The organism is Sinorhizobium medicae (genome assembly GCF_007827695.1).
Lineage (GTDB): Bacteria > Pseudomonadota > Alphaproteobacteria > Rhizobiales > Rhizobiaceae > Sinorhizobium > Sinorhizobium medicae.
Genome location: NZ_VITA01000004.1, coordinates 150,427 through 176,585 on the forward strand (window position 1 = coordinate 150,427; position 26,159 = coordinate 176,585).

General features: G+C 62.1%; 26 protein-coding genes and 1 tRNA gene. 16 read left to right on the top strand and 11 right to left on the bottom strand.

Going from position 1 to position 26,159, the window contains the following annotated elements:
- The 4 genes from FB009_RS08430 to FB009_RS08445 are packed head-to-tail and all read right to left on the bottom strand — an operon-like array spanning position 1 to position 4,620.
- Positions 1-1,029 carry a thiamine pyrophosphate-dependent dehydrogenase E1 component subunit alpha gene (locus FB009_RS08430; protein WP_012067246.1) on the bottom strand — a complete coding sequence of 343 codons (1,029 nt, stop codon included), beginning with the start codon at positions 1,027-1,029 and terminating at the stop codon, positions 1-3.
- 40 nt (positions 1,030-1,069) lie between these two features.
- Positions 1,070-2,062: an ABC transporter permease gene (locus FB009_RS08435; RefSeq protein WP_018010064.1), complete on the bottom strand. Its 993-nt coding sequence runs from the start codon at positions 2,060-2,062 to the stop codon at positions 1,070-1,072.
- The gene (locus FB009_RS08440) at positions 2,059-3,630 is read right to left on the bottom strand and encodes a sugar ABC transporter ATP-binding protein (RefSeq protein ID WP_018209268.1); all 1,572 of its coding nucleotides are present in this window, start codon (positions 3,628-3,630) and stop codon (positions 2,059-2,061) included. The genes FB009_RS08435 and FB009_RS08440 overlap by 4 nt, the downstream gene beginning before the upstream one ends.
- Before the next feature lie 42 nt (positions 3,631-3,672).
- Positions 3,673-4,620 (bottom strand): sugar ABC transporter substrate-binding protein, encoded by a 948-nt coding sequence (locus tag FB009_RS08445; protein ID WP_012067249.1) that lies wholly within the window; start codon positions 4,618-4,620, stop codon positions 3,673-3,675.
- A 127-nt stretch (positions 4,621-4,747) separates the two neighbouring features.
- On the opposite strand from FB009_RS08445, the gene FB009_RS08450 reads away from it, so the two are divergent.
- Positions 4,748-5,725, top strand: a complete 978-nt coding sequence (locus FB009_RS08450) for a sugar-binding transcriptional regulator (protein WP_012067250.1) — start codon at positions 4,748-4,750, stop codon at positions 5,723-5,725.
- Between the two features lie 25 nt (positions 5,726-5,750).
- A complete protein-coding gene (locus FB009_RS32680) occupies positions 5,751-5,891 on the top strand; it encodes a hypothetical protein (RefSeq protein ID WP_018209266.1) in 141 nt (46 codons plus the stop codon).
- 63 nt (positions 5,892-5,954) lie between these two features.
- Here the strand turns inward: FB009_RS32680 and FB009_RS08455 are convergent.
- A tRNA-Gly gene (locus tag FB009_RS08455) sits at positions 5,955-6,029 on the bottom strand.
- 250 nt (positions 6,030-6,279) lie between these two features.
- On the opposite strand from FB009_RS08455, the gene FB009_RS08460 reads away from it, so the two are divergent.
- The 4 genes from FB009_RS08460 (at position 6,280) to FB009_RS08475 (ending at position 8,860) form a co-directional block, all read left to right on the top strand.
- Positions 6,280-6,789 carry a prolyl-tRNA synthetase associated domain-containing protein gene (locus FB009_RS08460; protein WP_012067251.1) on the top strand — a complete coding sequence of 170 codons (510 nt, stop codon included), beginning with the start codon at positions 6,280-6,282 and terminating at the stop codon, positions 6,787-6,789.
- A gap of 60 nt (positions 6,790-6,849) precedes the next feature.
- Positions 6,850-7,842 carry a thioredoxin gene (gene trxA, locus FB009_RS08465; protein ID WP_012067252.1) on the top strand — a complete coding sequence of 331 codons (993 nt, stop codon included), beginning with the start codon at positions 6,850-6,852 and terminating at the stop codon, positions 7,840-7,842.
- Positions 7,843-7,983: 141 nt separating this feature from the next.
- A complete protein-coding gene (locus FB009_RS08470) occupies positions 7,984-8,664 on the top strand; it encodes an LON peptidase substrate-binding domain-containing protein (RefSeq protein WP_012067253.1) in 681 nt (226 codons plus the stop codon).
- Between the two features lie 7 nt (positions 8,665-8,671).
- Entirely contained in the window at positions 8,672-8,860 is a 189-nt protein-coding gene (locus FB009_RS08475; RefSeq protein WP_012067254.1) for a Trm112 family protein, read from the top strand.
- Positions 8,861-8,907: 47 nt separating this feature from the next.
- Here FB009_RS08475 and FB009_RS08480 read toward each other — a convergent pair whose 3' ends face one another.
- Entirely contained in the window at positions 8,908-10,122 is a 1,215-nt protein-coding gene (locus FB009_RS08480; RefSeq protein WP_012067255.1) for a ubiquinone biosynthesis hydroxylase, read from the bottom strand.
- Between the two features lie 84 nt (positions 10,123-10,206).
- Here FB009_RS08480 and tesB point away from each other — a divergent pair, with 84 nt between their 5' ends.
- The 6 genes from tesB to FB009_RS08510 all read left to right on the top strand — a co-directional run bounded on the left by tesB (position 10,207) and on the right by FB009_RS08510 (position 17,844).
- A complete protein-coding gene (tesB, locus tag FB009_RS08485) occupies positions 10,207-11,091 on the top strand; it encodes an acyl-CoA thioesterase II (RefSeq protein ID WP_012067256.1) in 885 nt (294 codons plus the stop codon).
- Positions 11,092-11,327: 236 nt separating this feature from the next.
- Positions 11,328-11,666, top strand: a complete 339-nt coding sequence (locus FB009_RS08490; protein ID WP_012067257.1) for a P-II family nitrogen regulator — start codon at positions 11,328-11,330, stop codon at positions 11,664-11,666.
- 27 nt (positions 11,667-11,693) lie between these two features.
- Entirely contained in the window at positions 11,694-13,049 is a 1,356-nt protein-coding gene (locus FB009_RS08495) for an ammonium transporter (RefSeq protein ID WP_012067258.1), read from the top strand.
- Between the two features lie 341 nt (positions 13,050-13,390).
- Positions 13,391-16,063, top strand: a complete 2,673-nt coding sequence (locus tag FB009_RS08500; RefSeq protein ID WP_012067259.1) for a DNA translocase FtsK — start codon at positions 13,391-13,393, stop codon at positions 16,061-16,063.
- A 115-nt stretch (positions 16,064-16,178) separates the two neighbouring features.
- Complete coding sequence (locus FB009_RS08505; protein ID WP_012067260.1) at positions 16,179-16,841, top strand: outer membrane lipoprotein carrier protein LolA; 663 nt, start codon at positions 16,179-16,181, stop codon at positions 16,839-16,841.
- 196 nt (positions 16,842-17,037) lie between these two features.
- On the top strand, positions 17,038-17,844 hold the full coding sequence (locus FB009_RS08510; protein ID WP_012067261.1) for an exodeoxyribonuclease III: 807 nt from the start codon (positions 17,038-17,040) through the stop codon (positions 17,842-17,844).
- A gap of 32 nt (positions 17,845-17,876) precedes the next feature.
- Here the strand turns inward: FB009_RS08510 and FB009_RS08515 are convergent, their stop codons facing one another.
- Together FB009_RS08515 and FB009_RS08520 are read right to left on the bottom strand one after the other, a co-directional pair.
- On the bottom strand, positions 17,877-18,332 hold the full coding sequence (locus tag FB009_RS08515) for a cyclic nucleotide-binding domain-containing protein (RefSeq protein ID WP_012067262.1): 456 nt from the start codon (positions 18,330-18,332) through the stop codon (positions 17,877-17,879).
- Positions 18,333-18,369: 37 nt separating this feature from the next.
- Entirely contained in the window at positions 18,370-19,053 is a 684-nt protein-coding gene (locus tag FB009_RS08520) for a response regulator transcription factor (protein ID WP_024310886.1), read from the bottom strand.
- 245 nt (positions 19,054-19,298) lie between these two features.
- Between FB009_RS08520 and FB009_RS08525 the strand changes: the two genes are divergently transcribed.
- Entirely contained in the window at positions 19,299-19,847 is a 549-nt protein-coding gene (locus FB009_RS08525; RefSeq protein ID WP_012067264.1) for a L,D-transpeptidase family protein, read from the top strand.
- An 80-nt stretch (positions 19,848-19,927) separates the two neighbouring features.
- On the opposite strand, the gene FB009_RS08530 is transcribed toward FB009_RS08525, so the two are convergent.
- Both FB009_RS08530 and leuC read right to left on the bottom strand, forming a co-directional pair.
- Positions 19,928-20,485, bottom strand: a complete 558-nt coding sequence (locus tag FB009_RS08530; protein ID WP_012067265.1) for a SixA phosphatase family protein — start codon at positions 20,483-20,485, stop codon at positions 19,928-19,930.
- 109 nt (positions 20,486-20,594) lie between these two features.
- A complete protein-coding gene (gene leuC / locus FB009_RS08535) occupies positions 20,595-22,004 on the bottom strand; it encodes a 3-isopropylmalate dehydratase large subunit (protein WP_012067266.1) in 1,410 nt (469 codons plus the stop codon).
- A gap of 336 nt (positions 22,005-22,340) precedes the next feature.
- Between leuC and FB009_RS08545 the strand changes: the two genes are divergently transcribed.
- Entirely contained in the window at positions 22,341-22,820 is a 480-nt protein-coding gene (locus tag FB009_RS08545; protein WP_012067268.1) for a MarR family winged helix-turn-helix transcriptional regulator, read from the top strand.
- Entirely contained in the window at positions 22,817-24,055 is a 1,239-nt protein-coding gene (locus FB009_RS08550) for a multidrug effflux MFS transporter (protein WP_012067269.1), read from the top strand. The genes FB009_RS08545 and FB009_RS08550 overlap by 4 nt, the downstream gene beginning before the upstream one ends.
- Before the next feature lie 51 nt (positions 24,056-24,106).
- Here FB009_RS08550 and FB009_RS08555 read toward each other — a convergent pair whose 3' ends face one another.
- Complete coding sequence (locus FB009_RS08555) at positions 24,107-25,324, bottom strand: argininosuccinate synthase (RefSeq protein ID WP_012067270.1); 1,218 nt, start codon at positions 25,322-25,324, stop codon at positions 24,107-24,109.
- Between the two features lie 167 nt (positions 25,325-25,491).
- Between FB009_RS08555 and FB009_RS08560 the strand changes: the two genes are divergently transcribed.
- The gene (locus tag FB009_RS08560; protein WP_012067271.1) at positions 25,492-26,133 is read left to right on the top strand and encodes a LysE family translocator; all 642 of its coding nucleotides are present in this window, start codon (positions 25,492-25,494) and stop codon (positions 26,131-26,133) included.
- The last annotated feature ends 26 nt before the right edge of the window (positions 26,134-26,159 follow it).

Here is a 26,159-nt window from a genome sequence, read left to right on the forward strand (position 1 = left end):
TCATGCGTCATCCCTGGCAAGAACACGGTCGATACGGGCCCTGACGGATTCAGGCTCGGGCTCGCCGGCGGCGTAGACATCCTTGAACATCGAGCCCAGCGGCGGTGCCTTGGATTCGACGGCAAAATCGATGGTCGCATCCATTTCCGCGGCGATCGCTTTGTCCAGTTCGTCGAGTATCCGCTCCTCCTCGATACCGGTGTCGATCAGCTTGTTGCGCGCGAAAAGCACCGGATCCTTTTTGCGGCCTTCCAGTTCCTCCGCCTCCTCGCGATAGGGACTTTTGTCCATGCGTGCATGGCCGAAGAAACGATAGACCTCGACGGACAGGAATCCGGGCTTGCCGGCGCGCGCCTCGTCAACGAGCCAGCGCGCCGCGGCTTGAACTTCCTCGACGTCGAGGCCGTCGACCACCGCGCCGTTCAGCCCAAAGGCCTTGGCCCGCTGGTCGAATGCCGTGTTGCGGGTCGCCTGGTCGATGCGCGTGCCCATGCCGTACTGATTGTTGATGCAGACGAAGAGCACCGGCAGGTTCCAGAGCGAAGCCATGTTCATGCTCTCGTACAGGATGCCCTGCTGCATGGCCCCGTCCCCAAAGAAGGCGATCGAGACCGAATCCTGCTTGAGATGCCTGCTCGACAGACCGGCACCGATCACGGCGGGTATGCCGCCGCCGACAATGGCATTGGCACCAAGATGACCGAGCGCCATGTCCGCGATGTGCATCGAACCGCCCTTTCCGCGGCAGTAACCGGTTTCCTTGCCGCCGATTTCAGCCATCATCCGCTTAGGATCGGCACCGCGTGCGAGGAAGATGCCATGGCCGCGATGGTGGGTCGTGAAGGTGTCCTGGGGCTTCATTGCCGCGCAGACGCCCGCAGCGCTCGACTCCTCGCCTATGGAAAGATGCAGCATCGAACCTGCGGATTGTCCGCGCACGAAGAGTTCGCCGACCCGTTCCTCGAAGGTGCGGATGCGCCGCATCGTCCGATAGAGCTCGAGCAGGTTGGTATTCACAGGAGCGTCCACGCGTCCCTCCTTTTATGGTTCATGATTCGGGATTCCGCGATCAGAGAAGCTTGAGCTTCGTCGTCCGGGAGACGATCGCTACGGCGACCAGGATGATCAGTCCCTTGACGATGCTCTGGATGTAGGTGTCCATGCCGACAAGGTTCAGTCCGTTGTTGATGACGCCGATGAACAGTGCCCCGAAGAAGGTGCCGGTGACGGTCGCCGTGCCGGGACGGATCATCGTCATGCCGATGAACACGGTTGCCAGGCCATCGAGCAGGTAGCGCTCGCCGGCATTCGGCTGACCGGAGCCGAGACGCGCGGCCAGCAATGCGCCGGCGACAGCAGCAAAGAGGCTGCAGACGACGAGCGCCGCGGCACGGTAGAAGCGGCCGTTGACGCCCGAGAGCTCCGCCGCCCTGAGATTGCCGCCGGCCGCGTAGATGTAGCGGCCGAAAATCGTCCGCTCCATCAGGAACCATGCCAGCAGCACGAAGAGCACCATTGCATAGGCGAGCACGGGAATCCCGAGCAACCGCCCCTGCCCCATCCACAGATAGGCATCCGGCAGGCCGCCATAGATGGCGCGGCCGCCAGTCGTGAGAAAGTTGATGCCGTAAAGGATCGAACCTGTTGCCAGGGTCGCTATCAGCGAGGGCACGCCGACAAGCGTCACCAATGCGGAATTGACTGCGCCGACCGCGAAGCCGGCGCCGACTCCAGCGAGAAGCGCAAGCGGCAGCGGCACACCCGAAATCAGCAGCAACGGCACGAGGATACCGGAAAGACCAACCATATAGCCGACCGACAAATCCATTTCACGCGCGGCAAAGCCGAAGGTCAATCCGGCACCGACGATCGTCAGCATCGAAATCTGCTGGATGATGTTGAGCAGGTTGGACGCCGTGAGGAATCGATCGACGGTGATGGCGAAGCCAAGGAACAGAACGATAAGCGCGAAGAGCGTGCTGTATCTGAGGAGCCAGTCCTTGCGGCCTCGGCTCGCCGTCACGCCTTTGGCACCTGCCAGGGTTTGTGAGGTTGCATTCATTGAATTACTCCTGCCATGGCAGAGATGAATCGGATCTCGGAAAAATCGGCTCGCTCGATGATGGGGTGAGCCCGTCCGCCGACAAACGGAATGACCCGGTCGGAGATGTCGGCGATCTCCATGAGATCCGACGACGTGACGATGATGGCCGCACCCTGCGCCGCCAGCCGCTTCAGGTGACCGTGGATTTCGCGCTTGGCGCCGATGTCGACGCCTTCGGTTGGCTCGATGAAGATCATCAGGCTGTAGCGCTCGCCGGCACCGTAGAGCCACTTGCCGATCGAGACCTTCTGCTTGTTGCCCCCGCTGAGATCCTTGATCATCTGCGCCGAGGAATGCGCCTTGATGTTGAGGAGCGACATGATCTCGTTGGCTTCATGCACTTCCTTGCGCGGTGAGAGCACGCCGGTGGACCCGAAGGTCGCGTGCTGCGGATGCACCATGGCGAGGTTCTCACGCACATCCCAATCCGCGACGAGCGCGTTTTCCATGCGCTGATCGGGGATGAAGGCGACGCCGCGCTTCTGCATGTCGCGGGCGTTGACGCTCCTCAGTGACTGACCTTTGTACCGCGTCTCGCCGCGGACCACGCCTTCCCCGGTGTAGATCGACCGGGCAAAACCGAAATGGCCGGCGCCGGTAAGACCGATCAGGCCGACAATTTCCCCTGACCGGATCGCGAAGCGGTCGACTTCGACAGCGCCCGCCTTCCACTCTTCGAGTTCGAGCACCGCGTCGCCGATCGTGCGGGTCACTTGTGCCGCGGCGGTCCCCGTCCCCGCCCCGCCGGCGCGCTGCAGCATGAGATCGACGAGTTGCGCTTCGCTGGCCTCCACCGATGCGAGGGTGGAGACGTGGCGGCCGTCGCGAAGCACCGTAATCCTGTCGCTCAGCGCCTTCACCTCCGATAGAAAGTGGCTGATCAGAACGATGCCGACGCCGCGGGCCGGCAATGTCTTGATGATGCGCCAGAGATTTTCCTTTTCGCGCGCCGGCAACGTTGCCGTCGGCTCGTCGAGGATGAGCAGCCGGATATCGCCGCGCAATGCGCGCACGATTTCGATGACCTTCTGGTCGGCCATCGGCAAGCTGTCGATGGTCATGTCGAGGTCGATGGAGACCTCAGGAAACCACTTCTCGAGCAGAGCTGCCGCGCGGCTGCTGAGTTCACGCTTGTTGATGATGCCGAGCGCATTTCTCGGCTCGTCTCCGAGCAGGATATTCTGGGCGGCGCTGAGCCCGGGAACCAGGCACCCCTCCTGCGAGACATGGGCAATGCCCTTGCGCAGCGCGTCACCGGCACTGTGCAGTACCGCTTGCCTGCCGTCGATCGTGATCTTGCCGGCAGTCGGCAGTTTGCTGCCGGCCAGAACGCTGACAAGCGTGGTCTTGCCCGCCCCGTTTTCGCCAATAAGGCCGTGGACCTCGTCGAAGCGAAAGTCGACGCTTACGTCGTCGAGCGCGCGCGTGCCCGGATATTGCATGACGATGCCGGAAAGACTGACGGCCATCTGGTCCTCGCTTCCATTGCCTTTTCCCCGCATCGCGAGCGACGCTGCGGAATCCAAGTCGAGTCCGGGCCGGCTCCTCAGACGGAGCCGGCCCTTCGGTCACTTCGGGAGGAAGTCCTTGCAGTTCTGCTTGGTGACCAACGGGGCGTCCATATAGACCGTCTTCGCCGGTATGACCTTGGCTGGGTCTTCTTTCCTGACGACGATCTCCTCGATCCACGCGCCGGCCTGTGCACCCATCTTCTCGAAGGGCTGACTGACTGTGGCGATCATCAGACCGTCCGGCTTGCAGACCTCGGTGACGGCATTGGGATGGCCGTCGATGCCGATAACCTTCACGTTCTTGAGGCCGGCAGCCTGCAGCACGTTGATCGCCGCTTGCGCAGGCTCGTCCCAGGGAGCCCAGACGGCGTCGATCTCGTCTCCGAACCGGGATGCATAATCCTGCATCGTCGATGTCGTATCCTCGAAGAAGGCGGTGTAGTCGATGTTGTGCTCGGCCAGAACCTTCACGTCCGGGTATTCCCTGAGGATGGTCTCCATCACGTCGCCGCGCTTGCGGGTGCCGTGATGTTCGGCCATGCGAAGGAATATGATGCGGCCCTTCCCACCCAGTTCGTTCAGCAGATAGGGCGAAACATCCGAAGACATGGCCCAGTTATTTGTGGTGACGTCGACCAGAACGCCCGGAATGTAACCGCTGTCGACGGTGATGATCGGGATTTTTGCGTCGACCGCGGCATCGATTGCGGCGCGGGACGCGCGCAGATCCGCCATGGTGATGATGATCGCATCGACGCCGCGGGAAGCCGCGTCCTGAAGGTTGGATGCGGTGCGTTCGCCGGAGCCGCCGCTGTCGAGCAGGCTCACATTCCAGTCCTTGCCGGTTTCCTTCAGCCAGGCATCGAAGCCGGCCTTGACCCGCTGCTCGGATTGGGCGGCGGCATTTGCGTGCACCCAGGCGAGATTCAGCGCATTCGCGCCGGTTGCATTCAATAGAAATCCTACGACGGCGGCGGCCGCCGCCTTCCTCCAATTAGCTGACATTTGATCTCCTCCACGGCGGGCCACATTGACCCACTTCCCCATTCGCGCTCACTAGGCGAATGCAGTCATGTAAATTGACAGCGTTACATTTGTCAACTTAAAATACATTTGTAAGGAAAGGGATGGAATGTCGGAAGATGATGACGCGCTGATGGTGCGGGCGGCCTGGTTTTACTATGTCGGCGGCCTCAACCAGGAAATGACCGCCGCCCGGCTGGGCCTCACCCGTGCCAGGGTCAATAAAATGCTGGCCGAGGCGCGCGAGAGCGGGCTTGTCAGCATTTCGATCGACCATCGGCGGGTCGGTGTCCTGCCGCTCGAGGACAGGCTGCGCACGCGCTTCGGGCTTGATTTCTGCATCTCCACACCGGCCTTCGGGTTTCACGATACGTCCAAGCAAGACAGCGAAGTGCGCAAGCAGATCGCCTTCCGAGCCGTGGGCGTGGCTGCCGCCAATCACTTGAAAACATTGCTTTCCGAGAACGATTCCCTGACGGTCGGGACCGGTTGGGGCCGAACGATCGAACAGATGACCTTGCATCTGGCCGGCGTTCGGGCGCCGCATGCGCGCTTCATCTCGATCATGGGGTCGTTGACGGCAAACAATGCCTATAACCCGTTCGAAGTCGTGCACAGCCTCGCGAGACGCACCGGCGGCGAAGGTTATTTTCTTCCGGTGCCCTTCATCGCCGACTCGGTAGATGACAAAAAGGTCCTCATCTCACAACGTTCCGTGGTCAAGGCATTGGAAATCGCCCGCAGTGCTTCCGTCTGCTTCATCAGCGCGGGTGAATTGACGGAGGAATCGCTTTTACGGCGCCAGGGCATGATCAGCGGCACCGAACTCGAAAGCCTGCGGCAGGCCGGCGCCGTCGGCGACACCAACGGCATTTTCTTCGACAGCGAAGGGAGGCAGGTCGACCATGAGCTCAACGAACGGACCATCGCACTGGGTTTCGAAGAGCTGAAGGCTCTGCCGGTGCTCCTGCTGATCGCCGGCCTGGAGAAAATCCAGGCGGCCCGGGCCCTGCTTCGCAGCGGCGTCGTCAACGGTCTGATCATAGACGGCGATGCGGCCGAGGCGTTGGCAGCGTTGGGCGAATAGCTCGATCAGGATCCCTGCTACCAGCATGGCAATGCCAGTGTTGGAAACGGCCGCGATCGTGCGTCAGGCGCTTGTGCGCGTCGAGATCGGGAAGCGCCTCATTGCCCTCGGGGGCACGATACACGACGCCGAGGCTGCGCATCGCCGGAACGAGGCTGCGAAGTGATCCTTGCGGACACTTCGATCGCCTTTCGGCGGCTTCATTACATATCGCTATTTCTTGGAAAACTGGAGCGGGTGAGGCGATTCGAACGCCCGACCCCAACCTTGGCAAGGTTGTGCTCTACCCCTGAGCTACACCCGCTCATAAGACCCAGGTCCGGGGGTAGTCTATGGACCAGGGCGTCACCCCGTCTTGCGGCGACGGGCGCTATATGGCCCAAGCCCTTTTCAAATGCAACAGGGAAATGACGCGAACGCGAAGAATTTTTTTGTGAGCGTATGCGAAGACCGGGGATGCCGTTGTTGCGGCGGCGCAATGCCGCGCATGAGATTGCGAAATCTTCCGCCCATCCTTAAACCATGCGGGATATCGCACGGCAGAAAGGGTGACCATGAGCAAGGCAGAGCCGAAGACGGCGGAGGACCTGTTCCGTTTTCTGGACGAACTCGGAATCGAACACAGGACGACGCGGCACGCGCCGGTCTTTACCGTCGCCGAGTCGGTGGCGCTGCGCGATGAAATCCCCGGCGGACATACAAAAAACCTGTTCCTGAAGGACAAAAAGGACAATTATTTCCTTCTAACCGTCGAGGAGCACGCAACGGTGGACCTGAAGGCCGTTCACCAGATCATCGGCGCGGCAAGCAAGGTTTCCTTCGGCAGATCGGAGAAGCTGATGGAGTATCTGGGCGTGATACCGGGCGCCGTCACCGCCTTCGGGGCGATCAACGACACCGAAGGCAAGGTGAAGATCATTCTCGACGAGACCCTGATGGCTTTCGACACGATCAACTGCCATCCGCTCTCGAACGACCAGACGACCTCGATCGCGTCGAAGGACATGCTGCGCTTCATGGAAGCGACAGGACACGAGCCGCTTGTCTTGAAAGTAACGGCCTGACATACGATCTTTGGCGCGAATGCATGAAAACCGGACGCCCGAGTCCGCGAGGAGAGAAGAATGAGCGGTAGCGACAATCCCTATCAAGGTTCCTTCGGCAGCCAGATGACGGGCTCGGCTTCCTTCGGTGTACGGCCGGAAAGCGCCGCGGGCGGTCCGAACGGCTTGATCCCGGACGACCTGATCAGGGAGACGACGACCGCCGCCTTCAGTCGCGACGTGCTCGAGGCATCCCGCCAGCAGCCGGTTCTCGTCGATTTCTGGGCGCCTTGGTGTGGTCCATGCAAGCAACTGACCCCGGTCATCGAAAAGGTGGTGAAGGAAGCCGCCGGCCGGGTGAAGCTCGTCAAGATGAACATCGACGATCATCCCTCGATTGCGGGCCAGCTCGGTATTCAGTCCATTCCCGCAGTGATCGCCTTCGTCGACGGCCGACCGGTTGATGGTTTCATGGGGGCCGTGCCCGAAAGCCAGATCAAGGAGTTCATCGACCGCATCGCCGGCCCGGGCACAGACGACGCAACGGCCGAGATCGAGAATGTGCTTGGGGAAGCCAGGGCGCTGCTCGATGCAGGCGACGCGCAGAACGCCGCCGGCCTCTACGGTGCGGTCCTGCAGGCGGATCCGGAGAATGCCACGGCAGTAGCCGGGATGATCGAATGCATGATCGCGCTCGGGCAGCTCGCCGAGGCACGCCAGGCGCTTTCCGGCTTGCCGGAGGCGCTCGCCAATGAAGCGTCCGTCGCTGCCGTCTCGAAAAAGCTCGACCAGATCGAGGAGGCCCGCAAGCTCGGTGACCCGACGGCGCTCGAGCGTCAGCTCGCGCTCGATCCGGATGACCACGGCGCACGGCTCAAGCTTGCCAAGATCCGCAATGTGGAGGGCGACCGGGCCGCCGCCGCCGAACACCTCCTGACCATCATGAAGCGCGACCGCAGCTTCGAGGACGACGGCGCCCGGCGCGAACTGCTGTCGTTCTTCGAGGTATGGGGGCCGAAGGATCCGGCAACGATCGCGGCACGGCGCAAGCTGTCGTCGATTCTCTTTTCGTAACGGCTGCGCGGCAATTTTTTCAGCCGCAGCCGATCGATTCCGGTGCACTCCTTCTTGAGAATTCGGAGTACCGCACCATTTTTTGGTCCTACAGCGCCGCGTGTCGACGAGGCGCGGCCGCCATCTGCAGGGTCTGTCGGAATGCATGTCGGAAATGCGCGCTATCTCGGTCCGAAGGACTTGCCGGAGATTCTTCCGGTGTTTCCCTTGACGGGCGCGCTGCTGCTTCCCGCCGCGCAGCTGCCGCTCAACATTTTCGAGCCCCGCTATCTCGCAATGCTCGATGACGCGCTCGCCGGCAATCGTCTGATCGGCATCGTCCAGCCCTCCTTCGCGGAAGGCCGCAACGACATCGATTCCTCGCCGGTCCCGGCCCTTTGCCAGGTGGGCTGCATCGGCCGCATCACCTCTTTCGCCGAAACCGGCGACGGCCGATACATCACTTCGCTAACCGGCGTCTGCCGTTTCCGGCTCTTCTCCGAGGTCGCCGGCGCCCGCGGCTATCGGCGCTTCCGCATCGGCCCCTTTGCCAGCGATCTCGAAAACGCGGACGATGAGAGCCTTGTCGACCGGGGCGCCCTTCTGGCGGCCTTCCGTGCCTATCTCGACGCCAACAAGCTCGAGGCCGACTGGGAAAGCGTGGAACGGGCAAGCAACCGTACCCTCGTCAATTCCATGGCGATGATGTCGCCCTATGGGCCGGCGGAAAAACAGGCCCTGCTGGAGGCACCCGACCTCAAGACGCGCGCCGAAACGCTGATCGCCATCACCGAGATCGTGCTCGCCAGGGATTTCGGCGATCTCGACAACATCCTGCAGTGAAAAGAGCATGGACGTCAACGCAAGCAAGGTCGACCCGAAACTCCTGGAACTGCTCGTCTGCCCCCTGACCAAGGGCCGCCTCAGCTACGATCCGGAAGCCAACGAACTGGTCTCCGAAAAGGCCCGCCTCGCCTATCCGATCCGCGACGGCGTGCCGATCATGCTGATCTCGGAGGCACGCAAGATCGAAGAATAATGTTCGGAGCGGACGCTGCCGCAGACCGAGAAAGAATTCAAATTATCTCAAATCGGCTCGCCGGCGAGCAACCGCGGATCGTTTCTGCCGGGCGCACCCGCCGCCTGGCGGATGAAGAATTTCTTGAGCGACGGCATGCGGTCCACGACGCCGAGTCCGAAATCGCGCGCGACCCGCACCGGCATGATGTCGTTGGAGAAGAGCCTGTTGAGGACGTCCGTCGTAACGCCCATCCGGAAGGTATCGAAACGCCTCCACGTCTGATAACGCTCGAGAACGGCGAGTGAGCCGATATCGAGGCCGAGGCGGTCCGCTTCGACGATCGTTTCGGCAAGAGCCGCGACGTCCTTGAAGCCGAGGTTGAGCCCCTGTCCGGAAATCGGGTGTATCCCATGTGCGGCATCCCCGGCGAGCGCGAAACGCGACGCGACGAAATCCCGCGCAAGCGTGAGGCCGAGCGGGAAGGCGCGCCGTCCGCCCACCACCTTGAGGCGGCCAAGCTTATGGCCGAAGCGACGCTCCAACTCCTCCTCGAAGATGAAATCATCTTCCTTGACCAGGCGCTCTGCATCATAGGTGCTCTCCGTCCAGACGAGCGAGGAGCGATTATCCTTGAGCGGCAGCGTCGCGAAAGGGCCGGCCGGCAGGAAATGCTCCTCCGCCGTTCCGCCGTGCGGCCGCTCGTGCTCGACGGTCGTGACGATGCCCGACTGGCCGTAATCGAATTCAACGACCTTGATGCCCGCCGCCTCGCGCAGCCTGGAGCGAACGCCGTCGCAGGCGACCAGCAGCCGCGACTCGACCGCCTCCCCTCCAGCGAGCGTAACGGCAACGGAATGATCTCCGGTCTTGAAACTCTCCACCAGGGTCGACTGCCGGACCGAAACGCCGAGTTCGTCACAGGCGCGGCGAAGCGCACCGACGAGGGCCGTGTTCGGTACCATGTGGGCGAAGGGCCGGCCGTCACCGCCATCGCCCTCGAATGTGAGGAAGACCGGGCGCACGGGATCCGCCGTCTTCGAATCGGTGATCACCATCCTCAGGATCGGCTCCGCTTCCGGCGCGATCGCCTGCCACACGCCGAGGATCTCGAGCATCCGCTCGGCGGCCGACGCGATGGCCGACGCCCGCTCGTCCTTCTTCCAGGCGCCTTCCGGCGCGGCATCGACAACCATGACATCGAGATGGGGTGCCGCCTTTTTCAGCGATACCGCAAGCGAGAGGCCGACATAACCGCCCCCGGCAATCAATACATCGATCATCCGCCTCGTCTCCCGCACTTGAGCATCATCTCGTGCCTATATAGATCAATGCCATCGCCGTTCCTACCATAGGAGACCGCCAAGATGTCGCGCCTCACCGAGACTGCCACGCCAATGGACGCGCTGCTTGCGATACTCGACCTCGAAAAGCTCGAAGAGAACCTCTTCAGGGGCTTAAGCCCGCAGGTCGGCTGGCAGCGGGTCTTCGGCGGCCAGGTGATCGGCCAGGCGCTGGTCGCCGCCCAGCGCACGGTCGAAGGAGGCCGTTACGTCCATTCACTGCACGCCTATTTCATGCGGCCGGGCGATCCGTCGGTCCCTATCGTCTACGAAGTTGACCGGATCCGCGACGGCTCGAGCTTCGCCACGCGGCGCGTGGCGGCGATCCAGCACGGCAAGGCCATCTTCGCCATGTCGGCCTCCTTCCAATACGACGAGGATGGATTCGAACACCAGTTCGACATGCCGGACGTGCCTATGCCGGAGACGCTGCCGGGCGAGCAGGAACTCAAGGAGAAGTTCCTCGTCCACGCGCCGGAGGCGATCCGCCGTTATTGGGAGCGGCCGCGGCCGATCGAAATCCGCCCCGTCTCGCTCGAGCATTATTTCTCACGAGCCAAGGCATCGCCGAAGCAGGACGTCTGGGTGAAAGCGGTCGGCGCGGTGCCTGACGAGCGCCATCTGCAGGCCGCCGTCCTTGCCTATCTTTCCGACATGACGCTTCTCGACACATCGCTTTACGCGCACGGCACGTCGGTGTTCGACCGCAGCCTCCAGGTCGCGAGCCTCGACCACGCAATGTGGTTCCACCGGCCCTCGAAGATGGACGATTGGCTGCTCTACACCCAGGACAGCCCGAGTGCGCACGGCGCGCGCGGCATGACCCGTGGCAGCCTTTTCGATCGCTCCGGCGTTCTGATTGCCTCTGTGGCGCAGGAAGGATTGATCCGCAAAAAGGCAACTGCATAAAATTAGTTCAATTTTTCGATTCTGCCCGAATAATAATCATTCCACGTGGCTTTTTTTTAGCTCCCTCGGGCAGATGCCGCTCCAATCAAATTTTTTCCATTAGTTTTCAGTGGTTTGTTCTGCTTCATCGAATCTGGCACGCCCCTTGAATGTAGCTTTCCGGTTGCCAGCGCGTCAGGCGCTCAAGCAGCAAGGAGAGATGGCCTCCGCTGGAGGCGGACAAGGATGGGAACTCGATGAAAATTGTGATGGCCATTATCAAGCCGTTCAAGCTCGATGAGGTTCGCGAAGCCCTCACTGCCGTTGGCATCCAGGGTTTGACCGTGACCGAAGTGAAGGGCTACGGCCGCCAAAAGGGGCACACCGAGATTTACCGCGGCACCGAATATGCCGTGAGCTTTCTGCCGAAGCTGAAGATCGAGATCGCAGTTCCGACAGAGATCGTCGACAGGGCCGTCGAAGCCATCGCCGCGGCCGCAAAGACCGGCCAGATCGGCGACGGCAAGATTTTCGTCTACTCGATTGACCACGCCGTGCGCATCCGCACCGGCGAGACCGACGCGGAAGCGTTGTAAACCACGCCGTTCAGGGAGCTATTACCGATGTCGTCATTCATTCCTTCCACCTCTCTTCGGCGCGTGGCCGCGACGGCTTCCGCCATGCTCGCGCCCGTCGTTGCATTTGCTCAGGAAGCGGCACCCGCCGCGGCCGCAACACCGGTGCCGGACAAGGCCGATACCGCGTTCATGTTCCTTTCGACGCTGCTCGTCCTGTTCATGCTGATTCCGGGCCTTGCCCTCTTTTACGGCGGCCTCGTACGAGCCAAGAACATGCTGTCGGTGCTGATGCAGTGCACGGTCATCGGCGCCGCCATGATGATCGTCTGGGTCGTTTACGGTTATTCATTTGCATTCGGCGGCTCGACCAGCGCCTATTTCGGCGGCTTCGCCAAGCTTTTCCTCGCGGGCGTGACCGTCGATAGCACGGCTGCGACCTTCACCGACGGTGTCGTCATCCCGGAATATCTCTTCATGCTGTTCCAGATGACCTTCGCCGCGATCACCCCGGCACTCATCGTCGGTGCCTTTGCCGAGCGTATCAAGTTCTCGGCCGCAATCCTCTTCTCCATTCTCTGGGCGACATTCGTCTATTTTCCAATCGCGCATATGGTCTGGGACGCCAACGGGCTGCTCTTCGGCATGGGCGCGCTTGATTTTGCCGGCGGCACCGTCGTCCATATCAATGCCGGCGTCGCAGGCCTCGTGGGTGCATTCATGGTGGGCAAGCGCATCGGCTATGGCAGGGATATGATGGCCCCGCATTCGATGACCCTGACGCTTGTCGGAGCGGCCATGCTGTGGTTCGGCTGGTTCGGCTTCAATGCCGGCTCCAACCTCGAAGCATCCGGCGGTGCGGTTCTGGCTACCGTCAACACCTTCCTCGCAACGGCTGCCGCAGTTCTTTCGTGGTCGCTCGTCGAAACGCTGACGCGTGGCAAGGCGTCGATGCTCGGCGCCGCCTCGGGCATGATTGCCGGCCTCGTCGCCGTCACCCCGGCTGCCGGTATCGCCGGCCCGATGGGTGCCATCATTATGGGCCTGATCGTCTCGCCGCTCTGCTACTTCTTCGTCTCGGTCATCAAGAACAAGTTCCACTATGACGACACAGCAGACGTCTTCGGCGTTCATGGCGTCGGCGGTTTCTTCGGCGCGATCGCTACCGGCATCTTCGCCTCCTCGTCGCTCGGCGGCATCGGCTATGCCGACGGCGTGACCATGGCCGGCCAGCTCATGACCCAGCTCACGGCAGTCGCCATCACGATCGTCTGGTGCGGCGTCGTTTCCGTCATCCTTTACAAGGTGGTCGATGCGCTTGTCGGCCTGCGCGTCAGCGTGGAAGCGGAGCGGGAAGGCCTCGACCTCTCCTCGCATGGCGAAGCCGCTTATCACGCGAGCTGAGCCGCGTCGGCAAACGACGCCGCCAACAGTCCCGTCGCGGTCCGCATCCTGCGGATCGCCCTTCGCCCGGATCGCAGGATCCGGGCACTTTTTTGCGCGGTTCAGCTAGGGAACATGCGGCAGACAGGCTAATTTGCCGCTGCACGCGCATGGTTAATGTCGCATTAACCCTGCTTCGCTTAGGTTGATTCCATGGGCACGCAATGTGCCCGGAGCATCCTGATTTTCGCCCGGATCCAGGCGGAGAGGCTGCTCCCGCACTGAAAAGGGCTGGAATTTCATGAGCGGTCTCTTTCCGGCCGCTCTCGTTCCGGCGGATCGAAACGGGCAAAGCAGGCAACATGAGCAGAAGCAATCCCGCAACGCTTGACAGCCGTTCCAACCGGTTCGTGCTGACCCACTTCGTCTGGCGGCAGATCGCCTCGCTGGCGGGGTTTGTTCTCCTCGGTGGGCTGGCGCTCGCCATTGCCGCCCTTTCGACCTGGAACGTCGCGGATCCGAGCTTTTCCTATGCGACCTCGAACGAGCCGACGAACCTGCTCGGCTATGGCGGCGCCGTTTTCGCGGATATTTTCATGCAGTTCTTCGGCCTTGCGAGTGTCGTGGCGCTGCTTCCGGCCGTCGCCTGGGCCATTGTCCTCATCCGCGGCACGCATTTTGACAAGATCCTCAAGCGGCTCGGCCTGTGGTTCGCGGGCTCGGTCCTTGCCAGCGCGGCCCTGAGCTGCGTACCGGCGCCGATCACCTGGCCGCTTCCGAACGGCCTCGGAGGCGTCTTCGGCGATATGATCCTGCGTTTTCCCGCGCTCTTTACCGGAACCTTCCCGACGGGCACCCTTGCGACCGTCCTCGCCTGCCTTTTCGCCGCGCCCGCCGCCTGGTGCCTCATCTACAGCGCCGGCCTTATCGGGGTCAGCGAGGAGGATGAAGTTGACTCCGCGCCGGAGCCCGCACCCAGCAAGGCCCGCACCATACGCGACGAACTCGAGGAAGACGACGAAGGGGGGCCGCTTACCGTGCTGATGGGCTCGCTGGCCCATATTCGCTACACGGCGCAGGCCAGGCTTCGCCGCGCCTTCGGCATGAAAGGCAAGCCGGCGAAGCGTCACTACGACGAACCCTACGACTTCAACAATGACGAATTCGGCACGCTGAACGAGCCGGTCCGGCCGAAGGCTCAGACGGGTGGCGGGCGAATCGAACCCTCGCTCGATCGATCCGAGCGCCGCATCGTCACACCGCCGCCGATGATGAGCGACGATAACGAACCGCCCTTCGATATCGACGAGCGCCGTGCCGCCGGCATCCTGCCCGCCGGCATCCTGCCGGACGACGAGGAAGACGATGGAGCCGCCGACTGGGCTCCAAGACCCGCACCGCCGAGACCCGCTCCGGCCATTGCAGGTTCGCGTGTTGCCCCGCCGCCGGTGCGGCCGAAAAGCGGCCAGCGCATCGAGCGCGAGGCACAGCGCTCCTTCGTCGATGACGACGGCGATTTCACGCTCCCACCGATCCATTTCCTGGCCGAACCGAAGAATATCGCGCGCGACGCCTCGCTTTCGGCCGACGCGCTCGAGCAGAACGCCCGTATGCTCGAAGGCGTTCTCGAGGATTTCGGCGTAAAAGGCGAGATCATCCATGTTCGCCCCGGCCCCGTCGTAACCCTCTACGAGCTGGAACCCGCGCCCGGGATCAAATCGTCGCGCGTCATCGGGCTCGCCGACGACATCGCCCGTTCGATGAGCGCTATCGCCGCACGCGTCGCCGTCGTGCCCGGCCGCAATGCGATCGGTATCGAACTGCCAAACCAGCGGCGCGAGATGGTCTATCTTCGCGAGCTCATCGGCTCCCGTGACTTCGAGACGACCAAAACCAAGCTGGCAATGGCGCTCGGCAAGACGATCGGCGGCGAATCCGTGGTCGCCGATCTCGCGAAGATGCCGCATCTTCTCGTCGCAGGCACCACCGGCTCGGGCAAATCCGTGGCGATCAACACCATGATCCTGTCGCTGCTCTATCGCCTGAGGCCCGATCAGTGCCGTCTCATCATGATCGACCCCAAGATGCTCGAGCTTTCCGTCTATGACGGCATTCCGCATCTCCTCTCGCCGGTCGTGACCGACCCGAAGAAAGCGGTCGTGGCGCTGAAATGGACCGTGCGCGAGATGGAAGAGCGCTACAAGAAGATGTCGAAGATCGGCGTGCGCAACATCGACGGCTTCAACAGCCGAGTCGAACAGGCGCTGGCCAAGGGTGAGGCGATCACCCGCACCGTTCAGACCGGCTTCGACCGCCAGACCGGCGAAGCGATCTACGAAACGGAGGAATTCGACCTCTCGCCCATGCCCTATATCGTCGTCATCATCGACGAGATGGCCGATCTGATGATGGTCGCCGGCAAGGACATCGAAGGTGCCGTCCAGCGCCTCGCTCAGATGGCGCGTGCCGCCGGCATCCACGTGATCATGGCGACGCAGCGGCCATCGGTCGACGTCATAACCGGCACGATCAAGGCAAACTTCCCGACCCGGATCTCTTTCCAGGTGACCTCGAAAATCGACAGCCGCACCATCCTGGGCGAACAGGGTGCGGAGCAACTGCTCGGCATGGGCGACATGCTCTATATGGCCGGCGGCGGCCGTATCCAGCGCGTGCATGGGCCCTTCGTCTCCGACACTGAGGTAGAAGAGGTCGTCGCCTATCTGAAGACGCAAGGCGTGCCGCAATATCTCGACGCAATCACAGAGGACGATGACGACGAGAACGAGGGCGGCGGACCGGCCGGCACTTCCAACCTCGCCGACTCCGAGGATCCTTACGACCAGGCGGTCGCGATCGTGCTGCGCGACGGCAAGGCTTCGACCTCCTATGTGCAGCGACGCCTCGGAATCGGCTATAATAGGGCCGCCTCGCTGATTGAACGCATGGAACAGGAGGGCATAATCAGCCCTGCCAACCACGCCGGCAAACGCGAAATACTGGTGCCGACCGAGGCTGAAATCACCGGCCGATGAAGCACCCCTCGGCGGCGGGTAACGGTCATTTGAAGGCGGCGCGTTTCTGGGATTTCGCAACGCCTTGAAGGCGCCCCACTTGCCCTTCAAATGATCCCGAATGAAGGAGACTGCGATGATGGAGACCAAAACCGACGGCAGCAACGGGGCAATCTCGCGGCGCGTCTTCATTGGCGGCCTGGCGGCCCTTGCCGGCTTCGGCCCCACGATGTTCGGCTCGAAGCATGCTTCGGCTCAGGCGTCTGCCGTTGCCCAGAGGATCGCCGATCATTTCTCGTCCGTGAAGACAATGGCCGGCGAATTCGTCCAGTTCGGCCCGCGCGGCGAACAGACCGGTGGCAAGTTCTATATCCGACGGCCGGGACGCATTCGCTTCAATTACGAAGCGCCCTCGCCGATGCGGGTCATCGCCGACGGCAAATCGGTCGTCATCGGCAATATGAAGCTCAAGACCTGGGACATCTACCCGCTCTCCAAGACCCCGCTCAACCTGCTGCTCAGTGAGAGGATCGACTTGAGCAGCAAAATGGTGCGTGACGTGAAGGTGGAAGCGGACCTCATCACCATCGTGCTGGGCGACCGCTCGATCTTCGGCGATTCGACCATCACGATGATGTTCGACCCGAAGAGCTACAATCTCCGGCAGTGGACGATCACCGACGCGCAGAGGAAGGATACCTCGGTGATGATCTTCAACGTCCGGACAGGTATCGCACTCGACGACAAGGTCTTCCGCATCCCCTATGACGAGGTTCGCAACAAGCGGCGCGGCGGCTGATTCAGAGCGGATCGAGGACGTGCTGCAGTGACTTTGTGCGTCTGACAACACGAACGGCGCCGGAAAAGCCGGCATCAGAGAAACGGCCGCTTTCGGGCGGCCTTTTTCATGCTTGTCGATCCGGGTTGAACCTGTTTTAAACGCTCCGCTTTGCCGGACGCTTCCTTTGCCGGTAATTTCCCCGGGAGAATGAGGAATGCCTCTTTCCATTGCCACATGGAACATCAACTCCGTTCGCCTGCGGATGCCGCTGGTCGAACATTTCCTGAAGACATGGCAGCCGGACATCCTCTGCCTGCAGGAAATCAAATGCATCAACGACCAGTTTCCCTCCGCGCCGCTGCGCAAGCTCGGCTACGAATATATCGAGATGCACGGCCAGAAGGGCTATCACGGCGTCGCCACTATCTCGCGCCTGCCGCTTCACCAGCTGAGCGATCGTCGCGATTATTGCGGTATCGGCGATGCACGGCATCTCTCGGTCGTTTTCGCAGCCGGGGGAAAGACGATCCGCCTGCACAACTTCTATGTCCCGGCCGGCGGCGACGAGCCGGACCGCACTGTCAACCCGAAGTTCGGACACAAACTCGACTTCGTCGATGAGATGAAGCTCCTGCACGCGGAGGCCGAAGAAGGTATCTCTTCGATCCTCGTCGGCGATCTCAACATCGCGCCGCTCGAGCACGACGTCTGGTCGCACAAGCAGCTCCTTAAGATCGTCAGCCATACGCCGATCGAGACCGAAGGCCTTATTTCGGTCATGACCGGCGGCGCCTGGGTCGACCTGATGCGCCGCCACACGCCACCGCCGGAAAAGCTCTACACCTGGTGGAGTTACAGGGCCAAGGACTGGGCCGCAGCCGACCGCGGACGCCGCCTCGACCACATCTGGTCCTCCGCCGATCTCGCAAACCAGCTCGTCCGCGTCGAAATCATCAAGGAAGCGCGCGGCTGGGAGCGCCCATCCGACCACGTCCCGGTGATCGCCCATTTCGAGCTTTGACGGATGGGCGCGTGCCGCCTGGCCGTGCCCCGTCAGGCAAACCGCCCGGCAAGCGCCTCGACGCGCCGGATCATCGCCTGGATGTTTTCCCGGATGCGGGCTTCGACCATGGCGGTCACTTCGGGATATTCCTCCAGCATCCGACGGAAGAGCGGGCGGTTGATGCGGATCACTTCGCTGTCTTCCTGCGCCGTGGCGGTGAACTTGCGCTCGACCATCGAGATGAGTGCCAGTTCCGACAGCAGCGCACCATGGCCGACCGTCATCACCTGCTGCTGCCGTCCCTGTGCGCCCGCCTTCGAGAGGACAAAGCTGCCGGCTGCGACGGCATAGGCGCAATCGGCCGGCGCGCCCTCGCGGAAAAGCTCCTGGCCCTTTGCCACCCGGCGGCGCTCGGCGCCGAAGGCGATCAGCCTCAGCTTGTCCTCGCCGATGTCAGCGAAGAGCGAAACATTGGACAGGAGCGCAATGTCGTCATTGAGCGCCAAGCGGCAAATCTCCCCCGGTCACGCAGCGATCTCCCATTTACGGAACGATCTTGTAGCCGCCGTTTTCTGTCACCAAAATCTCGGCATTGGAAGGGTCGCGCTCGATTTTCTGGCGGAGCCGGTAGACATGCGTCTCAAGAGTATGGGTGGTGACGCCGGAATTGTAACCCCAGACCTCTTCCAGGAGCACGTCGCGGGTAACCACCTTCTGGTCGGCACGATAGAGATAGCGGATGATCGCGGCTTCCTTTTCCGTCAGCCTGATCTTCTGCCCGTTCTCCATGGTAAGCAGCTTCTGGCTCGGCTTGAAGGTATAGGGGCCGACATTGAAGGTCGCGTCTTCGCTCTGCTCGTGCTGGCGAAGCTGGGCGCGGATGCGGGCCAGCAGAACCGCGAAGCGGAAGGGCTTCGTCACATAGTCGTTGGCGCCGGCCTCGAGGCCGAGAATCGTATCGGAGTCCGTGTCATGGCCGGTGAGCATGATGATCGGGGCCTTGAAGCCGCCTTTGCGCAAAAGCTTCACCGCCTCGCGCCCATCCATGTCCGGCAGACCGACATCCATGATCAGGAGATCGACCTGGCGGGCACGAGCGGTCTGAATGCCTTTACCGGCGGTCGCTTCCTGCAAAAGATCGAACTCTTCGTAAAGGGAGAGCTGCTCTATCAAGGTCTCACGCAGATCATCGTCGTCGTCGACAAGGAGGATGGTGCGAGTCGCCATGGGACAATTCCTGTTTGCTTCCTGATCCAAAACTATCTCAAATGCCACGCTTGGCAAGCGCGGCGGTCGCTGCCGCATGTTTCGCTAAATCCTGGCCGATGTAGGATAGAAGCATGTGGTAACTGAGACTGGCTAAAGCGACCTTCGCGCTTCCGGTGAAACGCAGGCGCGTTAGCCATCGTCATATATGAAAACCCGCTTAAGGTCGCCGCGAGATCGCGGCAAAACAAGAATTCGTGAGAACGATGCGCAAGAAGGCGTCCGCAAGGAGATCGAGACCATCAACCGTCGTCGTGAAAACCGCCCCGCGCGACCGCCGGCGCGCGCTCGTGCTTTTCGACGGACACGCGGAACAGGCCGCGATCGGACGAAACGGCATTACGGCGTTCAAGCGCGAAGGCGACGGGGCGACCCCGCGCGCGGCAATGCGGCTCATCGGCGGCTACATACGGCGCGACCGCGTATCCTTACCCCCGACGCGCCTGCCGATGCGGAGCGTCCGGCGTGACATGCTCTGGTGCGACGCTCCGCAACACGCGTGCTACAATCGCCCGGTCAGGGCGCCTTTTCAGGCGGGACATGAAAGCATGATGCGCGAGGATGGGCTCTATGACATCTGCCTCGTCATGGACTGGAACGTCTCCTGCCGCAGGCGCAATGCGGGCTCGGCCATTTTCTTCCACCTCATCCGCCCCGGTTACGAGCCGACCGAAGGCTGTGTCGCGATCAGTCTGACGGCGATGCGGCGACTGATCCGGAACATGCACCGCCGCACGATCGTGAAGGTCGTGTAGGCTCCGCCCTTGAGTCGCGCTCGCTTTGGCTCCTCATCAGCCTTCCGGCAGACGGTCGTCATGATGCCGGGCGGGCTGAACTACGCTAAACCGGATTGCTCTTGTTTCAACAGGCGCGGCGTCACGAAGCGGACAAGGCGGCCGGTGCCGCGCGCAATTTCCGACCAGCTCCCGGCTTCGAAATCGATGACGGCCAGCCCGGCTGTCGGAAACTTCTCCCTCAACTGCTCCAGCCCCGCTTCGTCGCCGCGGCCGGCGAGCAGTAGCGCGAGATCGGCCATTCCCGGATTGTGGCCGACGAGGAGTAATGTCTCGACAGACGGCTCCACCTTGCGGATAACGCCGAAAATCGCGGGCGCATCAACCTCATAGATGTCAGCGGTATCGCGGGCAGTGATCCGTTGCGGAAAAGCCCCGGCGACGAACTCCCATGTCTCCTGCGCACGCCGCGCGGTCGAAACGAGGGCCAGGTCCGGAGCAAACCCTTGGCGCGCCATGAAGGCACCGAGGGCGGGAGCCGCTTTCCGCCCGCGCTGCGAAAGCGGCCGGCAATGGTCGTGGACATCGTCCGGCCAGGCGGATTTCGCGTGGCGGAGCAGCAAGAGGCGGCGTGCCGCGGGTCGGGCGTCATCAGGCATTGAACTCCTCACGGGCAGTTTTCGCGGGGATGGCCGCGCATTGTCGCACTGCCTGGAGTGTAAAAAAAGCCGCCCCGAAGGGCGGCCAGATGGCGGAAGCTCAAACCGGCTATTTCCATTCGCGAATGTCGACAAAATGCCCGGCGATCGCCGCTGCAGCCGCCATTGCCGGAGAAAGCAGATGCGTGCGCCCTTTGAAGCCCTGGCGGCCTTCGAAGTTGCGGTTCGATGTGGAGGCACAACGTTCGCCGGGCTTCAGCCGGTCGTCGTTCATCGCCAGGCACATGGAGCAGCCGGGCTCGCGCCAGTCGAAACCCGCTTCCCTGAAGATCTTGTCCAGGCCTTCCACTTCCGCCTGTTCCTTGACGAGGCCGGAACCGGGAACGATCATCGCCGAAACCGTCGGGGCGACCTTGCGGCCTTCGACGACCTTGGCGACGGCGCGCAGGTCCTCGATACGGCCATTGGTGCAGGAGCCGATGAACACCCGGTCGATCGCGATATCGGTGATCCTGGTGCCGGGCTTCAGCCCCATATAGTCGAGCGCGCGCCACTTCGAGGTGCGCTTCGTCTCGTCCGGGATCTCGTCCGGATTGGGAACGACGCCCTGGACGGAAACGACGTCTTCCGGCGAGGAGCCCCAGGAGACGATCGGCGGCAGGTTCGCCGCATCGAGAACGACGACGCGGTCGTAATGGGCGCCTTCGTCCGTATGCAGCGTCTTCCAGTATTCGACCGCCATATCCCAAGCCTCACCCTTCGGTGCGCGCGGCCTGTCCTCGATATAAGCGAAAGTCGTTTCGTCCGGAGCGATCAGGCCCGCACGGGCGCCGCCTTCGATCGTCATGTTGCAGACGGTCATCCGGCCTTCCATCGACAGCGAGCGGATGGCTTCGCCGGCGAATTCGATAACGTGGCCGGTGCCGCCCGCCGTTCCGATTTCACCGATGATGGCAAGGATGATGTCCTTGGCGGTGACGCCCGGCGGCAACTGGCCGTCTACGCGCACCAGCATGTTCTTTGCCTTTTTCTGGATCAGCGTCTGCGTGGCCAGAACGTGCTCGACCTCGGACGTGCCAATGCCGTGCGCCAGGGCACCGAAGGCGCCATGCGTCGAAGTGTGGCTGTCGCCACAGACGATCGTCATGCCCGGCAGGGTGAAACCCTGCTCGGGGCCGACGATGTGAACGATCCCCTGGCGCTTGTCGCTCTCCGAATAATATTCGACGCCGAAATCCGCCGCATTCCTTGCGAGTGCCTCTACCTGAATGCGGCTTTCCTCGTTCTTGATGCCGAGATGGCGGTCCGGCGACGTCGGGACGTTGTGATCGACGACTGCGAGCGTCTTTTCCGGGGCTCGAACCTTGCGGCCGGCAATGCGCAGGCCCTCGAAGGCCTGAGGACTCGTCACCTCATGAACGAGGTGACGGTCGATGTAGAGAAGACAGGTTCCGTCGGCCTGGCTGTCGACCAGATGATCGTCCCAGATCTTGTCGTAGAGAGTACGCGGTGCGCTCATGGCTTGTATGTCCATCAGAATAAGGAATGTGGAATGGGGCCGGCACCAAGGCGGCCGGCAAACTGCTGATCGAGCGATCAGGATAGGCGGCTGGTAAGAGCCCCTGAGACGCGCGCGAAAAAGCGTGCCGGCAGGCGCTTGTGGTCCTGCAGCACGACGATTTTCTGCTCACGACATCCGAATTTGGATTCCATGCCCGTGCTCATATCAATTTTTTGTCGGTTCGGCAATCGCGCGACGACTGCAGTGTCTCACAGGAGGAGGGGGTTTGAGCGCGTTGAACGCCCGGAAGGGGTATGATAAGCAAAACTTATTATTTTGAACACGATCGGTCAAATGCCCAGGAAACTCGAGTCCGATACGATCGGGATGCTCCTCACCGATGTTTCACGCCTGTTGCGCGGAGCCTTCGATCGCAAGGTCAACGCGATGAACCTTGGGATCACCCCCGGCGAAGCGCGCACACTGGTCCAGGTGGCCGTTACCGAAGGCATCAAGCAGGCGGAGATCGCGACCCGGATGGGAATCGAGCCCATGACGCTCTCGGCCTATCTCGACCGGCTCGAAGCAATGGGTCTTGTCATGCGGATACCGGATCCCGCGGACCGGCGCGCCAAGAACGTCGTCGTAACGGACAAGGCCGACCCGCTCATCACCGAGCTGATGTCCGGTCTGCGGGAGATGATGAAAGCCTACACGGAGGATCTGGGGGACGAAGGACGCGAGGTCCTGCGTGCAAACCTGAGGATTCTCCGTGACAGTCTCCACCGCCTCGATCCATGCCTCGCCGGCAAGGGGAAGGGGGAGGCCGAATGACGCTCCGGATGAGCGAACGGCGCACGAGCATCATCGGCGCCTTTCTGGTGGCACTCGGCCCTATATCGATGGCGCTCTACACGCCGGCAATGCCGGAGCTCGTGCGTGCCTTCGCCTCCAGCGAAGCGGCAATCAAGATGACGCTGTCGCTCTATTTCGGCGGCTTCGCCTTCGCTCAACTCGTTTCGGGCACGCTTTCCGACGTTATCGGCCGGCGGCGTACAACGTTGATCTTCATGGCGATCTACCTCGCCGGGAGCCTGATGGCGGCCTTCGCGCCCTCGATCCCGGTGCTGCTCGCCGGCCGCCTGGTGCAGGGGATCGGCGCCTCAGTCGGAATGACGGTATCGCGCGCGCTCGTTCGCGATCAGTTCACCGGGACGACTGCGGCCCGGATCATGAACATGATCGGCATGATGCTGGCGCTCGGGCCCGCGGTCTCACCGACCCTCGGCGGCATCGCGCTCGGCCTTTTCGGCTGGCAGTCGATCTTCCTGCTGATGGTGGGCTTTGCCCTGACGGCCTGCTTGGTCGTGCAATTCTTCATGGTGGAAACCGCGACGCCGGACCGCAGCAAGGGGCACCTCGCACTCATATTCGCGGCCTATTGCCAGCTTATGAGCGACAGCCGTTTCATGTCTTCCACTCTGGTGATCGCCGGCGCCGTTGGTGCGCTCTATGCCTGGGCCACCATGCTCCCCTTCGTTCTGATCAGCCAGGTCGGCCTCACGCCCACAGCGTTCGGCATCGGCATGCTCATGCAATCCGGCCTGTTTTTTTCGGGCACGGTCACGATGCGCCTCATGATGCGACGCTTCACCCCGCAGGCACTCGTGCCCGTCGGACTCTCATTCATCGGCGCGGCGAGCCTCGCCCTCGCCTTCACCATGCATGCGCTGGAGCCGACCTTCCTTTCGGTGATGACGCCGATCGGGATCTATGCTTTCGGCATCGCCTTTGTCATGCCCTACATGATGACGGCGGCGTTGGCCCCCTTTCCGCACATCGCCGGCACCGCTTCGGCCATGATGGGCTTCATCCAGATGAGTGCCGGGCTTCTCGGCGGCGCACTTGCTGCCCTCGTCGGCGTGCCCGCCTTGGCGCTCGGCACGATCATCCCGAGCTTCGGCCTTGTCTCGCTAGCAAGCTATCTCTGGTATCGCAGGGCCGTTCGACTGAGGCCGCTGGCCGCGCCGACGGCCGAGCAAGATCCTATCGTTCAGGCGGCGGAATGAGCGGAGACGAGCCGCGGCGAATTGCTCCACCGCAGCTCCCGCTCAATCGTCTCAGCGATTGCGCGCCGCGAGCGTGCGCAGGCGCAGCGCGTTGAGCTTGATGAAGCCTGCAGCATCCTTCTGGTCGTAGGCGCCCTGGTCGTCTTCGAAGGTGACGAGCTTGTCGGAATAGAGCGACTTGCCGCTTTCCCGGCCGACGACCATGACGTTGCCCTTGTAGAGCTTGAGTGTCACCTCGCCTTCCACATGCTCCTGGCTCTTGTCGATCGCGGCCTGCAGCATCTCGCGTTCGGGCGAGAACCAGAAACCGTAATAGATGAGCTCGGCGTAGCGCGGCATCAGCTCGTCCTTAAGATGCGCCGCGCCGCGGTCGAGCGTGATGCTCTCGATGGCGCGATGAGCCGAAAGCAGGATCGTGCCGCCGGGGGTTTCGTAGACGCCGCGCGACTTCATGCCGACGAAGCGGTTTTCCACGAGATCGAGGCGACCGATGCCGTTATCGCGGCCATATTCGTTGAGCTTTGCAAGAAGCGTCGCCGCCGACATGCGCACACCGTCGATTGAAACAGCATCGCCGCGCTCGAAGCCGACCTTGATGATCGTCGCCTTGTCGGGCGCTGCTTCCGGCGAAATGGTGCGCATATGCACATATTCGGGCGCTTCCTGTGCCGGATCCTCCAGAACTTTCCCCTCCGAGGAAGAGTGAAGAAGGTTGGCATCGACGGAGAAGGGCGCCTCCCCCTTCTTGTCCTTGGCGACCGGAATCTGGTGCTTTTCGGCGAATTCGAGCAGATCGGTGCGGCTCTTGAACGACCAGTCGCGCCAGGGCGCGATAATCTTGATGTCCGGATTGAGCGCGTAAGCCGAGAGTTCGAAGCGGACCTGGTCGTTGCCCTTGCCGGTCGCGCCATGGGCGATCGCGTCGGCGCCGGTCTTCCTGGCGATGTCGATGAGGTGCTTGGAGATCAGCGGACGGGCAATCGAGGTGCCGAGCAGGTAGACGCCTTCATAAACGGCATTGGCCCGGAACATCGGGAAGACGAAGTCCTTCACGAATTCCTCGCGGACGTCCTCGATATAGATCTCCTTGATGCCGAGCATCTCCGCTTTTTTGCGGGCCGGCTCCAATTCCTCGCCCTGGCCGAGGTCGGCGGTGAAGGTCACCACTTCGGCGCCCAGTTCCGTCTGGAGCCATTTGAGGATGATAGAGGTGTCGAGTCCGCCGGAATAAGCGAGAACGACCTTTTTCACGTCTTTATGCGATGCCATGGTTCTTGTCCGTCTGCTCGGGGGCGGCGAGGCCGCACGAAAATCTGCGGCACTTTAGCCAGAACGTGACGGGATACAAGCGTTAGCAGGCCGGGATCGCGCAAATCCGCTGGCAAAAGAGCCGCACCGCCGGTATCAGCTAAGACCATCTTTTCAAGGAATGCGCCATGGACTTCGTTCCCAGTCTGCCGACCTTGCTTGCCTTCGCTGCGGCGAGCCTGCTTCTCGCCGCAACGCCCGGACCCGACATGACGCTGTCGATCAGCCGGGCGCTGGCGCAGGGAAAGAAAGCAGCGCTCCTGGTCGTGCTCGGAACAGGCCTCGGCATCGTGGTCCACACGCTCCTCGTCGCCTTCGGCATCTCCGCTCTGATCACCGCATCCCCGACCGCCTTCCTGGCGCTGAAGACGGGGGGCGCCGCCTATCTTCTATGGCTGGCGATCCAGGCAATCCGCTATGGATCGAGCCTTTCGGTGACGAAGATGACGGATGCGAAGGGAAGCGGGTTTTCGAATGTCGCGACCGGATTCTCGGTCAACATTCTGAACCCGAAGGTGGTGATCTTCTTCATGACGTTCCTGCCGCAGTTCGTCAGGGTCGATGACCCGGCGGTAACCGGCAAGCTCTTGTTTCTCGGCTTTTTCTTCATCGTCATCGGCATGCCGGTGAACGCGCTGGTCGTTCTTGCTGCGGACTGGCTCGCAGCCTGGCTGCAGCGCAACAGGCGCGTGATGCGGGCGATCGACTACGGCTTCGCCGGCGTCTTCTCCATATTCGCGATCAAGATCTTCTTCACACAGGCGCGCTGAGACGGCTTCGTTTGCATTTGCCTCTC

Excerpts from the sequence above, each read along its gene's own strand:
- FB009_RS08435 (WP_018010064.1), bottom strand. The coding sequence starts at position 2,062 with ATGAATGCAACCTCACAAACCCTGGCAGGTGCCAAAGGCGTGACGGCG.
- FB009_RS08445 (WP_012067249.1), bottom strand. The coding sequence starts at position 4,620 with ATGTCAGCTAATTGGAGGAAGGCGGCGGCCGCCGCCGTCGTAGGATTT.
- FB009_RS08450 (WP_012067250.1), top strand. The coding sequence starts at position 4,748 with ATGTCGGAAGATGATGACGCGCTGATGGTGCGGGCGGCCTGGTTTTAC.
- FB009_RS32680 (WP_018209266.1), top strand. The coding sequence starts at position 5,751 with ATGGCAATGCCAGTGTTGGAAACGGCCGCGATCGTGCGTCAGGCGCTT.
- FB009_RS08460 (WP_012067251.1), top strand. The coding sequence starts at position 6,280 with ATGAGCAAGGCAGAGCCGAAGACGGCGGAGGACCTGTTCCGTTTTCTG.
- trxA (WP_012067252.1), top strand. The coding sequence starts at position 6,850 with ATGAGCGGTAGCGACAATCCCTATCAAGGTTCCTTCGGCAGCCAGATG.
- FB009_RS08470 (WP_012067253.1), top strand. The coding sequence starts at position 7,984 with ATGCATGTCGGAAATGCGCGCTATCTCGGTCCGAAGGACTTGCCGGAG.
- FB009_RS08475 (WP_012067254.1), top strand. The coding sequence starts at position 8,672 with ATGGACGTCAACGCAAGCAAGGTCGACCCGAAACTCCTGGAACTGCTC.
- FB009_RS08480 (WP_012067255.1), bottom strand. The coding sequence starts at position 10,122 with ATGATCGATGTATTGATTGCCGGGGGCGGTTATGTCGGCCTCTCGCTT.
- tesB (WP_012067256.1), top strand. The coding sequence starts at position 10,207 with ATGTCGCGCCTCACCGAGACTGCCACGCCAATGGACGCGCTGCTTGCG.
- FB009_RS08490 (WP_012067257.1), top strand. The coding sequence starts at position 11,328 with ATGAAAATTGTGATGGCCATTATCAAGCCGTTCAAGCTCGATGAGGTT.
- FB009_RS08495 (WP_012067258.1), top strand. The coding sequence starts at position 11,694 with ATGTCGTCATTCATTCCTTCCACCTCTCTTCGGCGCGTGGCCGCGACG.
- FB009_RS08500 (WP_012067259.1), top strand. The coding sequence starts at position 13,391 with ATGAGCAGAAGCAATCCCGCAACGCTTGACAGCCGTTCCAACCGGTTC.
- FB009_RS08505 (WP_012067260.1), top strand. The coding sequence starts at position 16,179 with ATGATGGAGACCAAAACCGACGGCAGCAACGGGGCAATCTCGCGGCGC.
- FB009_RS08510 (WP_012067261.1), top strand. The coding sequence starts at position 17,038 with ATGCCTCTTTCCATTGCCACATGGAACATCAACTCCGTTCGCCTGCGG.
- FB009_RS08520 (WP_024310886.1), bottom strand. The coding sequence starts at position 19,053 with ATGGCGACTCGCACCATCCTCCTTGTCGACGACGACGATGATCTGCGT.
- FB009_RS08525 (WP_012067264.1), top strand. The coding sequence starts at position 19,299 with ATGCGCAAGAAGGCGTCCGCAAGGAGATCGAGACCATCAACCGTCGTC.
- FB009_RS08530 (WP_012067265.1), bottom strand. The coding sequence starts at position 20,485 with ATGCCTGATGACGCCCGACCCGCGGCACGCCGCCTCTTGCTGCTCCGC.
- leuC (WP_012067266.1), bottom strand. The coding sequence starts at position 22,004 with ATGAGCGCACCGCGTACTCTCTACGACAAGATCTGGGACGATCATCTG.
- FB009_RS08545 (WP_012067268.1), top strand. The coding sequence starts at position 22,341 with ATGCCCAGGAAACTCGAGTCCGATACGATCGGGATGCTCCTCACCGAT.
- FB009_RS08550 (WP_012067269.1), top strand. The coding sequence starts at position 22,817 with ATGACGCTCCGGATGAGCGAACGGCGCACGAGCATCATCGGCGCCTTT.
- FB009_RS08555 (WP_012067270.1), bottom strand. The coding sequence starts at position 25,324 with ATGGCATCGCATAAAGACGTGAAAAAGGTCGTTCTCGCTTATTCCGGC.
- FB009_RS08560 (WP_012067271.1), top strand. The coding sequence starts at position 25,492 with ATGGACTTCGTTCCCAGTCTGCCGACCTTGCTTGCCTTCGCTGCGGCG.